Source organism: Pseudomonas sp. GW823-FHT02C02 (assembly GCF_058797635.1).
Genome location: NZ_JBXAJV010000019.1, coordinates 82,357 through 94,522, shown reverse-complemented (window position 1 = coordinate 94,522; position 12,166 = coordinate 82,357). Strand labels below are relative to the sequence as shown.

Sequence of the window (12,166 nt, the reverse complement as noted above, 5' to 3'; positions counted from 1 at the left end):
CATTTACTGCATCCGGTTTCTCTTGCGCCGCTTCCACTGCCGCCCAACCCACCAGCGCCAATACATCATCACCAGGCAATAGGCGAGGGCGCCCAGCACCAGTCCCGTCACCACTGAACCCAGCAAAAACGGCTGCCACAAGGTGGAAAGCTCACCACTGATCCATTCCCAGGTCAGCTCGTCCGGCAAATGCCTGGCCGGCACGTCCATTAACCACGCTCCCGTCTGATAGGTGCAGAAGAACACCGCTGGCATCGTAATCGGGTTGGTCAGCCAGACCAGGCTGACGGCAATGGGCATGTTGCCCCGCACGACGATCGCCAGAATGGCAGCGACCAGCATCTGCAACGGAATGGGCAGGAAGGCCGCGAACAGGCCCACCGCCATGGCCCGTGCGACGGAATGACGATTGAGGTGCCAGAGGTTCGGGTCATGCAGCAGGGTGCCGAGAAAGCGTAAGGATTTGTGTTCCCTGATGCTGGTCGGGTCTGGCATGTAACGTTTGAATAAGCGCCGGGGCATAAGGCTTCTCGGTCGGTTAAGGCGGCAAGTATGTCTGGATTCTATGAACCGCCCATTCAGACTTTGTGACAATTAATAACCGTGTGCGTGCAGTCGGGCAGCTATGCCTAGGGTGGGACTCTCAAGGACGGGCGTATGCGCACAGGGATGATGGCGCTGGCGTTGGGTTTGCTGGCCCTGCGTTTTTTACCGGTTTTACCGCCGGTCTGGTTATGGATGTTGCTGCCGGTCGTGGGTTTGATGCTGTTGCCGTTTCGGACTCACCCGTTGGCGTTTTTTCTGTTCGGCTTCAGTTGGGCGTGCGCGAGTGCGCAGTGGGCGCTGGATGATCGCCTGTCGCTGAAGCTCGATGGCGAGACTCGTTGGGTCGAAGGTCGGGTGACGGGCCTGCCGCAGAATGCCGAAGGGGTGGTGCGCTTCGAGTTGACCGACAGTCAGTCCCGAAGCACCCGGCTGCCCCGGCATCTGCGCCTCGCCTGGTATGACGGACCGCCCGTCAACAGCGGCGAACGGTGGCGGCTGGCGGTCAAGTTGAAGCGTCCTGCCGGGCTGCTCAATCCGCATGCCTTTGACTACGACGCCTGGTTGCTGGCACAACGCATCGGCGCTACCGGTACGGTCAAGGATGGCCATAGGCTGGTCGCCGCCCAATGGGCCTGGCGTGACAGCATTCGGCAGCAATTGCAGGTCGTCGATGCCCAAGGCCGGACGGGGGCGCTGATCGCATTGGTGTTGGGCGACGGCGGCGGGCTGAGTCGCGAGGACTGGCAAGTGCTGCAAGACACCGGCACCGTGCATCTGCTGGTGATTTCCGGGCAGCACATCGGGTTGCTGGCGGGGCTGGTGTATCTGCTGATCGCCGGGCTGGCGCGCTATGGTCTGTGGCCGAGCCGTTTGCCCTGGCTGCCATGGGCCTGCGGACTGGCGTTTGCCGCTGCGCTGGGTTACGGGTTGCTGGCCGGTTTTGAGGTGCCGGTGCGCCGGGCCTGCGTGATGATCGGTCTGGTGTTGTTGTGGCGGCTAAGGTTTCGGCACCTTGGCGCCTGGTGGCCGCTGTTGCTGGCGCTCAATGGCGTTTTACTGCTCGACCCGCTGGCGAGCCTGCAACCGGGGTTCTGGTTGTCCTTCGCAGCGGTGGCGGTGTTGATCTTCACCTTCGGTGGGCGTCTGGGGCCGTGGCGTTGGTGGCAAACGTGGACCCGTGCGCAATGGCTGATCGCGATCGGACTGTGCCCATTGCTATTGATACTTGGCTTGCCGATCAGCGTCAGCGGACCAGTGGCCAATTTGCTGGCGGTGCCTTGGGTCAGTCTGGTGGTATTGCCGCCAGCCTTGCTCGGGACGTTGTTACTGCCCGTCCCTTATGTGGGCGAGGGGTTGCTGTGGCTGGCGGGCGGTCTGGTCGACCTGTTGTTCAAGGGGCTGGCATTGATGGCCGGGCGATTCCCCGCCTGGGTGCCGGTCGCGGTGCCGGTGTGGATTTGGGCGCTCGGTACGCTGGGGGCCTTTCTTCTATTACTGCCTAAAGGGGTGCCGTTGCGCCCGTTGGGTTGGCCGCTGCTGCTGTTACTGGTTTTTCCACCTCGCCCGTTGCTTGCCGAAGGCGTCGCCGAAGTCTGGCAACTGGACGTCGGCCAGGGCCTGGCCATCCTGGTGCGCACCCGCCATCACACCTTGTTGTATGACGCCGGGCCGCGTTTTGGCGATTTCGACCTCGGCGAGCGGGTGGTGCTGCCGTCATTGCGCAAACTGGGCGTGTCCGGGATCGACCTGATGCTGCTCAGTCACGCCGACGCCGATCACGCCGGCGGTGCACGTGCGGTTGCCAACGGATTGCCGGTGGCGCGGGTCCTGAGCGGTGATCCCGAGGCGCTGCCAGCCGAATTGCGCGCCGAAGGCTGTGAAAGCGGCCGGCAATGGACCTGGGACGGTGTGGACTTCCGTCTCTGGCAATGGACATCCGCCGCCGACAGCAATCAAAAATCCTGTGTCTTGCAGATCGAAGCCAGTGGCGAGCGATTGTTGCTGACCGGTGATATTGATGCGGCAGCCGAGCGGGCATTGCTCGACAGTCCGCTTGCCGTGCCGACCGATTGGCTGCAATCGCCTCACCACGGCAGTCGCAGTTCCTCTTCGATGGCGCTGCTCGCCGCGTTGCAACCCAGGGCAGTGCTGATTTCCCGGGGCCAAGGCAATTCCTTTGGCCACCCGCATCCCACGGTCATGGCGCGCTATCAAAAACGCGGCATGGCGATCTACGACAGCGCCACCCACGGCGCCATTCGTCTGCAACTGGGACGGTTCAAGCCGCCGTGGACGATGCGTCTGGATCGGCGTTTCTGGCGCGATCCGCCACCGTTGGGCCCATAACCGCCAGTTATGAAAGCCCGACCGGATGCGACATCACGGTCTTCGGTGCATCCGGCCCCTATGTTAGAGTGGCGCACTTTTTCGAGGGGGCTGTCACTGTGTGGGAATTGGTCAAATCCGGCGGCTGGATGATGCTGCCGATCATTCTGAGTTCCATCGCGGCAATGGCGATCGTCGCCGAGCGTCTCTGGACCCTGCGAGCCAGCCGTGTGACCCCTGAGCATTTGCTCGGGCAGGTCTGGGTGTGGATCAAGGACAAACAGCTCAATAAAGAAAAACTCAAGGAACTGCGCGCCAACTCACCGTTGGGCGAGATCCTGGCGGCGGGCCTTGCCAACTCCAAACATGGTCGCGAGATCATGAAAGAGTGCATCGAAGAGGCCGCCGCACGGGTGGTTCATGAACTCGAACGCTATATCAATGCGCTGGGCACCATCGCCGCCATGGCCCCATTGCTGGGCCTGTTGGGTACGGTGCTGGGCATGATCGACATTTTCAGCGCGTTCATGGGCACGGGCATGGGCACCAATGCCGCGGTGCTGGCGGGCGGTATCTCCAAGGCGCTGATCACTACGGCCGCTGGCCTGATGGTCGGTATCCCGGCAGTATTCTTTCACCGATTCCTGCAACGCCGGATCGATGAACTGGTGGTGGGCATGGAGCAGGAAGCGATCAAACTGGTCGAAGTGGTTCAGGGCGACCGTGATGTGGACCTGGCCGAGGGCAAAGCGTGAAATTCCGCCGCAAACCGCGGGAAACGGTCGACATCAACCTCGCGTCGCTGATCGACGTGGTGTTTATCTTGCTGCTGTTTTTCGTGGTCACCACTACGTTTACCCGTGAAACCCAGTTGCGCGTCGATCTGCCGGAAGCGGTCAGCGGTTCGCCTGCCGAAGACCAGCAGGTCAAGCACCTGGACGTTGCCATCAGTGCCGAAGGCGCGTTCTCGGTGAACAATCAGCTATTGCCGAAGAACGACCTCGCGACGCTGATGGAGGCGCTGCAGAAAGAATCCAATGGCGACACCAACCTGCCGCTGTCCATCAGCGCGGATGGCAAGACTCAGCATCAGTCGGTCATCACCGCCATGGACGCCGCCGGCAAGCTGGGTTTCAGCCACTTGCGCATGACCACGGTCGAAGCGGCACCGCCCGCGCCCTGATGGCCATGTCCGATCGCTTGCTCGCCGCGTGGTACCAAGGTCATCCGGCCCTGAAACTGTTGCAGCCACTGGAGTGGCTGTACCGGCGCATCGTCATGAACAAGCGCAAGCGCTTTCTGGCGGGCGAGGGCGAGATCTATCAGCCGCCCGTGCCGCTGATCGTGGTCGGCAATATCACCGTCGGTGGCACTGGCAAGACACCGCTGATTCTGTGGATGATCCAGCATTGCCAGCGCAGTGGTTTGCGGGTCGGGGTGGTCAGCCGGGGTTACGGCGCCAAACCGCCGCAATTGCCGTGGCGCGTCGAGGCCGATCAAAGCGCGGACATTGCCGGCGACGAACCGCTGTTGATCGTCCAGCGCACGGGCGTGCCATTGATGATCGACCCGGATCGCAGCAGCGCCGTCAAAGCGCTGCTGGCGAGTGAGCCGCTGGATCTGATCCTCTCCGATGACGGCATGCAGCATTACCGGCTGGCCCGGGACCTGGAACTGGTGTTGATCGACGCCGCCCGCGGCCTGGGCAACAAACGCTGCCTGCCGGCCGGTCCCTTGCGTGAACCGGTCGAACGCCTTCAGAGCGTCGATGCCGTGCTGTACAACGGCGCCGCCAATGATCGCGAAAACGGTTTTGCCTTCCAGCTGCAACCTACCGAACTGGTCAACCTGCAAAGCGGTGAGCGTCGCCCCCTCGACTACTTCCCCGCAGGTCAGGCACTGCACGCCGTGGCCGGGATCGGCAATCCGCAGCGTTTCTTCACGACCCTCGAAACGCTACACTGGCAGCCAGTGCCGCATGCGTTTGCCGACCACGCCGAATACAGCGTGCAGGCCTTGAATTTCACACCGTCATTGCCGTTGGTGATGACCGAAAAGGACGCGGTGAAGTGCCGTGCCTTCGCCGCCGCCGATTGGTGGTACCTGGCGGTCGATGCTGCGCCATCGCCGGCTTTCGTGGCCTGGTTCGATACGCAGCTGATGCGCCTGTTGCCGGCTCGTCTTTTGCCTTAACTCCGTTTTTATCCAGGGAATGCTCATGGACACCAAATTGCTCGACATCCTCGCTTGCCCGGTCACCAAAGGCCCCCTCAAACTCAGCGCCGACAAGACCGAGCTGATCAGCAAGGGCGCCGGCCTGGCTTACCCGATTCGCGATGGCATCCCCGTGATGCTCGAAACCGAAGCCCGAACCCTGACCACCGACGAGCGCCTGGATAAATGACCACAGCCTTTACCGTTGTCATTCCATCGCGTTATGCCTCCACCCGTCTGCCGGGCAAACCGCTGCTGCTGATCGCCGGCAAGCCGATGATCCAGCACGTCTGGGAGCAGGCGAGCAAAAGCAGTGCCGAGCGTGTCGTGGTCGCCACTGACGACGTGCGCATTGTCGAGGCGTGCAAGGCGTTTGGCGCCGAAGTGGTGCTGACCCGCGAAGATCACAATTCCGGTACCGATCGCCTGGCCGAAGTCGCCGCGAAACTCGGTCTGGCCGCCGACGCCATCGTGGTCAACGTCCAGGGTGACGAACCGTTGATTCCGCCGAGTGTGATCGATCAGGTGGCTGCCAACCTGGCCGCCCACGCCGAAGCGCGCATGGCCACCCTGGCCGAGCCGATCGAAGACGTGGAAACCCTGTTCAATCCCAACGTGGTCAAGGTTGTCAGCGACCTTAATGGCTTGGCGCTGACCTTCAGTCGTGCCACGTTGCCGTGGGCCCGCGACGCGTTCGCCAAAAGCCGCGAGCAATTGCCGGAAGGCGTGCCGTACCGCCGCCACATTGGCATTTATGCCTACCGAGCCGGTTTCCTGCATGACTTCGTCAGCTGGGGCCCGTGCTGGCTGGAAAACACTGAATCCCTGGAACAGCTGCGTGCCCTGTGGCACGGCGTGCGGATTCACGTCGCTGACGCACTGATCGCACCGCCCACTGGCGTCGACACCGTCGAAGACCTCGAGCGCGTCCGTCGCCTGCTGGAGGCCTGATGCGCGTTCTGTTCGTGTGCCTGGGCAACATCTGTCGCTCCCCGACGGCCGAAGGCGTGCTGCGGCATAAATTGCGCGAGGCGGGGCTGGCCGATCACATCGAAGTCGCCTCCGCCGGCACCGGTGACTGGCACGTCGGCAAGGCGCCGGACAAACGCAGCCAGGCCGCCGCCAGACTGCGCGGTTACGACCTGTCCGCCCAACGCGCACAGCAAGTGACCCGCGCCGATTTTTCCGCCTACGACCTGATACTGGCGATGGACAACAGCAACCTGCGCCACCTCAAGGCCCTGCAACCGGCCAAGGGCAAAGCCGAGCTGGACCTGTTCCTGCGTCGCTACGAGTCAGAACTCGATGAAGTGCCGGATCCGTACTACGACGGCGATCAGGGTTTCGAACAGGTGCTGGACCTGATCGAGCGCGCCAGTGATCGACTGGTGATCGAATTGAAGGGACGGTTATGAGTTTGCAGGTTCAACCCCGGATTTCGCTCAAGCCGTTCAATACGTTTGGTGTCGACGTTCAGGCCCGGTTGTTCGCCGAGGCCCACAGCGACGCCGATGTGCTTGAAGCCCTGGCGTATGCGTCGGCCCATGACGTGCCATTGCTGGTGATCGGTGGCGGCAGCAACTTGCTGCTGACAGCTGATGTCCAGGCGCTGGTGCTGCGCATGGCTACGCGCGGGATTCGGATCCTGAGCGATAACGGCAGCAAGGTCGTGATCGAAGCCGAGGCGGGCGAGCCTTGGCATCCGTTCGTGCAGCACACCCTGGCGCAGGGGTTGTCGGGGCTGGAGAACCTCAGCCTGATTCCCGGCACCGTGGGTGCGGCGCCGATGCAGAACATCGGTGCCTATGGCGTCGAGATCAAGGACGTGTTCGCCGGCCTGACCGCGCTGGATCGCCAGACCGGCGAGCTGCGGGATTTCTCCCTGGAAGAATGCAACTTCGCCTACCGTGACAGCCTGTTCAAACAGGAACCGGGGCGTTGGTTGATCCTGCGCGTGCGTTTCACCCTAAACCGCGCCGCGCACCTGCACCTGGAATACGGCCCGGTTCGCCAGCGCCTGACCGAGCAAGGCATCGATCAGCCGACTGCCACCGACGTCAGCCAGGCGATCTGCAGTATTCGTAATGAAAAGCTCCCGGACCCGGCAGTACTCGGCAATGCCGGCAGCTTCTTCAAGAACCCTCTGGTGCCGACCGCGCTGGTCGCGCAGCTGAAAAGCCAATACCCGGACCTGGTGGCCTACGCGCAACCCGATGGGCAGATGAAACTGGCGGCGGGCTGGTTGATCGAGCGGGCCGGCTGGAAAGGCTTTCGCGATGGCGATGCCGGCGTGCATAAGTTGCAGGCGCTGGTGCTGGTCAACTATGGCAGCGCCACCGGCCTGCAATTGCTGCACCTGGCGCAGCAGATTCAGAAAGACATTTCCCAACGTTTCAACGTCGACCTGGAAATGGAGCCGAATCAGTATTGAGGCTACGCTTTAATGGCTGATCTCAAAGCCCTGCACACCTTCAACTGTGCAGGGCTTTTTTGTTAATGCTGGGTTAACTTAGCCACCTAACGATGCAAGCATTTGCTCCACCAAAGGCCCGATGCAGACGTTGCCGTCCGCGTAAGAGAGCCTCTTAGCCTGAGCCGATCTGCATGATGCCAACCGCCAAGTCTCGGCGGCAGATTGCTCGACCCCATAACCTCCAGAAATATGCGGGCGTGCCCATGATTACCCTGAAGCTCAATGGTCAAGACCATCAACTCGACGTCACCGAGGATATGCCGCTGCTCTGGGCAATCCGCGACGTGGCCGGTTACAACGGCACCAAATTTGGCTGCGGCATGGGCCTGTGTGGTGCCTGCACCATTCATATCGAAGGCGCTCCGGCGCGCAGTTGCATCACGCCGATCGGTTCAGTGGTCGGCCAGAACGTCACCACCATCGATAACCTGCACGTCGACCCGGTCGGGCAAGTCGTGCAGCAAGCCTGGCTCGACAGCGCCGTGGCTCAGTGCGGTTTCTGCCAGGGCGGGCAGATCATGTCAGCGACGGCGTTGCTCAAGACCAACCCGAACCCCAGCGACGCACAGATCGAAGAGGCGATGGTCGGCAATATTTGCCGTTGCGGCACCTATAACCGCATCAAGACCGCCATCCGCCAGGCATCCACTCACCTGAAGGAGGCCAAGGCATGAGCCAGTTACCGAATGATTTTGCGCTGAGCAACCTCAGCCGCCGTGGCTTCCTGAAAGGCGTCGGTGCGACCAGTGCGTTAGTTCTGGTAGCGAGCTGGGGCTGGCAAGATGCGTTCGCCGAAGAAAAAGAGAAAAAATTCGGCGCCGACGGCATGCCCAATGGCTGGATCGATGATCCCAAGGTTTACATCAGCATTGCCGCTGACGGCATGGTGACCGTGGTCTGCAACCGTTCGGAAATGGGCCAGGGCGTACGCACCAGCCTGACCATGGTAGTGGCCGATGAACTGGACGCCGACTGGGCCATGATGAAAGTGCAGCAGGCGCCGGGTGACGAGGTTCGCTTCGGTAACCAGGACACAGACGGTTCGCGCAGCATGCGTCACTGGTACGAGCCGATGCGTCGTTGCGGTGCCGCCGCGCGAACCATGCTGGAACAAGCGGCGGCTGAGCAGTGGAAAGTGCCGGTCAGCGAGTGCCATGCGCAGCTGCATAAAGTGGTGCACCAACCGAGCGGTCGTGAACTGGGCTACGGCGCTCTGGCCGCCGCTGCGGGTGCGCTGGCAGTGCCAGCCCGTGACAGCCTGCGGCTCAAGCAACCGTCGGAGTTTCGCTACATCGGCAAAGAAGGCACCAAGGCGATCGACGGTGCCGACATCGTCAACGGCCGCGCCATTTACGGGGCCGATGTGCATTTCGACGGCATGCTCTACGCCGTGATTGCGCGTCCGGCGGTTTATGGCGGCACGGTCAAATCCGTCGACTCCAGCGCGGCGATGAAAGTCCCGGGCGTGATCAAGGTCGTTCAGATCGAAGGCCGTCCGCTGCCATCCGAGTTCCAGCCATTGGGTGGCGTGGCCGTGGTGGCCAGCAACACCTGGGCCGCGATCAAGGGCCGCGAAGCGCTGAAGATCGAGTGGGATGACGGCCCCAATGCCAGTTACGACTCGATCGCCTACCGCAAAGAACTGGAAGCCGCGTCCCTCAAACCCGGCAAAGTGGTGCGCAATACCGGCAACATCGACGACGCCATGAAAGGCGCCACCAGCACCCTCGAAGCCTCGTATTACCTGCCGCACCTGGCGCAGGCGCCGATGGAACCGATGGTCGCCATCGCCCGCTTCAAAGACGGTGTGTGCGAGGCCTGGGCCCCGAGTCAGGCGCCACAGGTCACCCGGGAACGGATTGGCGAACGCCTTGGTATTCCGTTCGATAAGGTCACGTTCAATGTCACCTTGCTTGGCGGCGGTTTCGGTCGCAAGTCCAAGCCGGACTTCGTCATCGAAGCGGCGATCCTCGCCAAGGAATTCCCCGGTAAAGCGGTGCGGGTGCAATGGACCCGTGAAGACGACATCCACTGCTCCTACTTCCACACCGTGTCCGCCGAGTACCTGAAGGCCAGCCTGGACAAGGATGGGCTGCCCTCTGGCTGGTTGCACCGCACCGTGGCCCCGAGCATTACCGCGCTGTTCGCCCCGGGCATGAACCACGAGGCGGCTTTCGAGCTGGGCATGGGCTTTACCAACATGGCCTACGCCATCCCCAACGTGCGCCTGGAAAACCCCGAAGCGGCGATTCATACCCGGGTCGGCTGGTATCGCTCGGTGTCGAACATTCCCCACGGGTTTGCGATCCAGAGCTTTGTCGATGAGCTGGCGCACAAGGCCAAGCAGGATCCACTCAAGTACCAGATCAAACTGCTGGGCCCGGATCGTCAGATCGATCCGCGCACCTTGAGTGAAGAGTGGAACTACGGCGAATCCCCCGAGCGTTATCCGATCGACACCGGGCGGATGCGCACGGTACTGGAAACAGCCGCCAAGGCCGCCGGTTGGGGGCGCGAGCTGCCCAAGGGCCGAGGCCTGGGCCTGGCGGTGCATTACAGCTTCGTCAGCTATGTGGCGGCGGTGATCGAAGTCGAAGTCAAAGACGACGGCACGTTGATCGTGCACAAGGCTGACATCGCGGTGGATTGTGGTCCGCAGATCAACCCCGAACGGATTCGCGCTCAGTTCGAAGGCGCGTGCGTCATGGGCCTGGGCAATGCCGTGGTCGGGGAAATCAGCTTCAAGGACGGCAAGGTGCAGCAGGACAACTTCCACATGTACGAAGTGGCGCGCATGTCGCTGGCGCCGAAGGAAGTGGCGGTGCATCTGGTGACGCCTCCGGGCAATGTGCCGTTGGGCGGAGTCGGTGAGCCAGGCGTACCGCCGATTGCGCCTGCGCTATGCAACGCGATCTTCGCTGCCACTGGCCAGCGTATCCGCAACTTGCCGGTTCGCTTCCAGCTGCAAGGTTGGCAGAAGGCGCAGGCCTGATGGACAGCGCAGACCTGAACGTTCTGCGCAGCGTGCTGGAATGGCGTCGCGCCGGTCGGCGGGTGGTGTTGTACAGCGTGGTCCAGACCTGGGGCACTGCGCCCCGGGCACCTGGCGCGATGCTGGCGTTGCGTGAAGATGGCGTGGTGATCGGCTCGGTGTCCGGCGGCTGTGTCGAGGATGATCTGATTGCCCGGCTGCACGATGGGCGGATTCCACCTGACGGGCCGCCGGTGCAGTTGATCACCTATGGCGTGACGCGTGAGGAGGCCGCACGGTTTGGTTTGCCCTGCGGCGGCACCTTGCGCCTGACCGAGGAGCGGGTCGGCGATCCAGGTTGGGTCGCCGAGTTGCTGGAACGCTGCGAGGCCCATGAAATAGTGGCTCGTTCGCTGGATGTTGCGACCGGTGAAGTGATTTTGCAGGCGGCGAACAAAAGCGATGTGCTGAGCTTTGACGGCCACACCCTGCGCGCCATCTACGGTCCGCGTTGGCGGTTATTGCTGATCGGTGCGGGGCAATTGTCCCGGTATGTCGCCGAAATGGCGCGACTGCTGGATTTCGAAGTGCTGATCTGCGATCCGCGCAGCGAGTTTGTCTACGGTTGGGAAGAGCAGCACGGCCGTTTCGTCTCGGGCATGCCGGATGAAGCGGTGCTGACCATCGAGACCGACGAACGCACGGCCATTGTCGCCCTGACCCATGATCCGCGCCTGGATGATATGGCGTTGCTGACCGCTCTGGATTCCAGGGCTTTTTATGTCGGCGCCCTCGGCTCGCGGGTCAACAGCCTGAAGCGGCGGGAAAATCTGGCTCAGCTAGGCTTGTCATCACAGGCCATCGAGCGGCTGCACGGCCCGATCGGTTTGCATATTGGCAGCCACAGTCCCGCGGAAATCGCCTTGTCGCTGCTGGCCGAGATCGTGGCGATCAAGAACGGCGTCGAATTGAAGCAGAAGAAGCCGTTGCAGGAGGTTGTATGAGTGAACCCATCGGCGTCATCGTGCTGGCGGCGGGGCAGGGCAGACGCTTCAGGGAGGTGGCGGGAGCGGACAAGGACAAGCTGCTGGCCGACTGCACGGGGCGAGATGGCGCGGTTCGGTCGGTGATCGAGCACGTGCTGCTGAGTGTGCCGGCCAACCTTGGGAAGCGTGTGCTGGTGACGACCGAAGATCGCCCACAAGTGATGCGCATGGCTCAGGCGTACGGTTTCGAGAGTGTGAAGATCGGGCCTGCCGGGATGGGCGATAGCATTGCCGCCGGGGTGGCGGCATGTCCAGAGCTCAGTGGCTGGTTGATTGTGCTGGGGGATATGCCGTTTATCTTGCCTTCGAGTATCGAGCGGGTGGTGGCCGGGATTGCGAACGATTGCGTCAGTGTGCCGGTCCATGCGGGGAAGTACGGACACCCGGTTGGGTTCGGGCGCAGTTTTGGGCCGGGGTTGATGGCGTTATCGGGTGATCATGGGGCCAAGCCGTTGTTTGCGCAGGGCAGGGTGGTTGAAGTGGCGGTGGATGATGCCGGGGTGTTGTGGGATGTGGATGTGCCCGCAGCATTAGTATTTTCCTGACACACCGTCTTGCCCGCGAAGAACGATAACGCGGTCTACTTGCTTT

13 protein-coding genes are annotated in these 12,166 nt (G+C 62.2%); 12 read left to right on the top strand and 1 reads right to left on the bottom strand.

All coding sequences use genetic code 11. The features are described 5' to 3' along the window. Positions 1-3: 3 nt before the first annotated feature. Entirely contained in the window at positions 4-522 is a 519-nt protein-coding gene (locus AC1ROI_RS27730) for a DUF2062 domain-containing protein (protein ID WP_010461897.1), read from the bottom strand. Between the two features lie 135 nt (positions 523-657). Between AC1ROI_RS27730 and AC1ROI_RS27725 the strand changes: the two genes are divergently transcribed. The 12 genes from AC1ROI_RS27725 (at position 658) to AC1ROI_RS27670 (ending at position 12,120) form a co-directional block, all read left to right on the top strand. Continuing rightward, the gene (locus AC1ROI_RS27725) at positions 658-2,892 is read left to right on the top strand and encodes a DNA internalization-related competence protein ComEC/Rec2 (protein ID WP_102594315.1); all 2,235 of its coding nucleotides are present in this window, start codon (positions 658-660) and stop codon (positions 2,890-2,892) included. Between the two features lie 98 nt (positions 2,893-2,990). Next, complete coding sequence (locus AC1ROI_RS27720) at positions 2,991-3,626, top strand: MotA/TolQ/ExbB proton channel family protein (RefSeq protein ID WP_010461893.1); 636 nt, start codon at positions 2,991-2,993, stop codon at positions 3,624-3,626. Beyond that, complete coding sequence (locus tag AC1ROI_RS27715) at positions 3,623-4,054, top strand: ExbD/TolR family protein (protein WP_010461891.1); 432 nt, start codon at positions 3,623-3,625, stop codon at positions 4,052-4,054. Before AC1ROI_RS27720 ends, AC1ROI_RS27715 begins: the two co-directional genes overlap by 4 nt. Next, positions 4,054-5,064 carry a tetraacyldisaccharide 4'-kinase gene (gene lpxK, locus AC1ROI_RS27710; protein ID WP_010461890.1) on the top strand — a complete coding sequence of 337 codons (1,011 nt, stop codon included), beginning with the start codon at positions 4,054-4,056 and terminating at the stop codon, positions 5,062-5,064. Before AC1ROI_RS27715 ends, lpxK begins: the two co-directional genes overlap by 1 nt. Before the next feature lie 25 nt (positions 5,065-5,089). After that, entirely contained in the window at positions 5,090-5,275 is a 186-nt protein-coding gene (locus tag AC1ROI_RS27705) for a Trm112 family protein (protein WP_010461887.1), read from the top strand. Then, entirely contained in the window at positions 5,272-6,036 is a 765-nt protein-coding gene (kdsB, locus tag AC1ROI_RS27700) for a 3-deoxy-manno-octulosonate cytidylyltransferase (RefSeq protein ID WP_077748004.1), read from the top strand. Before AC1ROI_RS27705 ends, kdsB begins: the two co-directional genes overlap by 4 nt. Next, the gene (locus tag AC1ROI_RS27695) at positions 6,036-6,500 is read left to right on the top strand and encodes a low molecular weight protein-tyrosine-phosphatase (protein ID WP_010461884.1); all 465 of its coding nucleotides are present in this window, start codon (positions 6,036-6,038) and stop codon (positions 6,498-6,500) included. The genes kdsB and AC1ROI_RS27695 overlap by 1 nt, the downstream gene beginning before the upstream one ends. Further along, positions 6,497-7,516 (top strand): UDP-N-acetylmuramate dehydrogenase, encoded by a 1,020-nt coding sequence (gene murB, locus AC1ROI_RS27690; protein WP_102594314.1) that lies wholly within the window; start codon positions 6,497-6,499, stop codon positions 7,514-7,516. Before AC1ROI_RS27695 ends, murB begins: the two co-directional genes overlap by 4 nt. Before the next feature lie 245 nt (positions 7,517-7,761). Beyond that, positions 7,762-8,232: a (2Fe-2S)-binding protein gene (locus AC1ROI_RS27685; protein WP_010461879.1), complete on the top strand. Its 471-nt coding sequence runs from the start codon at positions 7,762-7,764 to the stop codon at positions 8,230-8,232. Beyond that, positions 8,229-10,550, top strand: a complete 2,322-nt coding sequence (locus AC1ROI_RS27680) for a xanthine dehydrogenase family protein molybdopterin-binding subunit (protein WP_102594313.1) — start codon at positions 8,229-8,231, stop codon at positions 10,548-10,550. The genes AC1ROI_RS27685 and AC1ROI_RS27680 overlap by 4 nt, the downstream gene beginning before the upstream one ends. Next, positions 10,550-11,533 (top strand): XdhC family protein, encoded by a 984-nt coding sequence (locus AC1ROI_RS27675; RefSeq protein ID WP_102594312.1) that lies wholly within the window; start codon positions 10,550-10,552, stop codon positions 11,531-11,533. Before AC1ROI_RS27680 ends, AC1ROI_RS27675 begins: the two co-directional genes overlap by 1 nt. Next, the gene (locus AC1ROI_RS27670) at positions 11,530-12,120 is read left to right on the top strand and encodes a nucleotidyltransferase family protein (protein WP_102594311.1); all 591 of its coding nucleotides are present in this window, start codon (positions 11,530-11,532) and stop codon (positions 12,118-12,120) included. The genes AC1ROI_RS27675 and AC1ROI_RS27670 overlap by 4 nt, the downstream gene beginning before the upstream one ends. Positions 12,121-12,166 lie beyond the last annotated feature (46 nt).

Bases quoted from the DNA above. Each gene is read 5' to 3' on its own strand.
- AC1ROI_RS27730 (WP_010461897.1), bottom strand. From the start codon at position 522: ATGCCCCGGCGCTTATTCAAACGTTACATGCCAGACCCGACCAGCATC.
- AC1ROI_RS27685 (WP_010461879.1), top strand. From the start codon at position 7,762: ATGATTACCCTGAAGCTCAATGGTCAAGACCATCAACTCGACGTCACC.
- lpxK (WP_010461890.1), top strand. From the start codon at position 4,054: ATGGCCATGTCCGATCGCTTGCTCGCCGCGTGGTACCAAGGTCATCCG.
- AC1ROI_RS27675 (WP_102594312.1), top strand. From the start codon at position 10,550: ATGGACAGCGCAGACCTGAACGTTCTGCGCAGCGTGCTGGAATGGCGT.
- AC1ROI_RS27725 (WP_102594315.1), top strand. From the start codon at position 658: ATGCGCACAGGGATGATGGCGCTGGCGTTGGGTTTGCTGGCCCTGCGT.
- AC1ROI_RS27680 (WP_102594313.1), top strand. From the start codon at position 8,229: ATGAGCCAGTTACCGAATGATTTTGCGCTGAGCAACCTCAGCCGCCGT.
- murB (WP_102594314.1), top strand. From the start codon at position 6,497: ATGAGTTTGCAGGTTCAACCCCGGATTTCGCTCAAGCCGTTCAATACG.
- AC1ROI_RS27695 (WP_010461884.1), top strand. From the start codon at position 6,036: ATGCGCGTTCTGTTCGTGTGCCTGGGCAACATCTGTCGCTCCCCGACG.
- AC1ROI_RS27670 (WP_102594311.1), top strand. From the start codon at position 11,530: ATGAGTGAACCCATCGGCGTCATCGTGCTGGCGGCGGGGCAGGGCAGA.
- AC1ROI_RS27705 (WP_010461887.1), top strand. From the start codon at position 5,090: ATGGACACCAAATTGCTCGACATCCTCGCTTGCCCGGTCACCAAAGGC.
- kdsB (WP_077748004.1), top strand. From the start codon at position 5,272: ATGACCACAGCCTTTACCGTTGTCATTCCATCGCGTTATGCCTCCACC.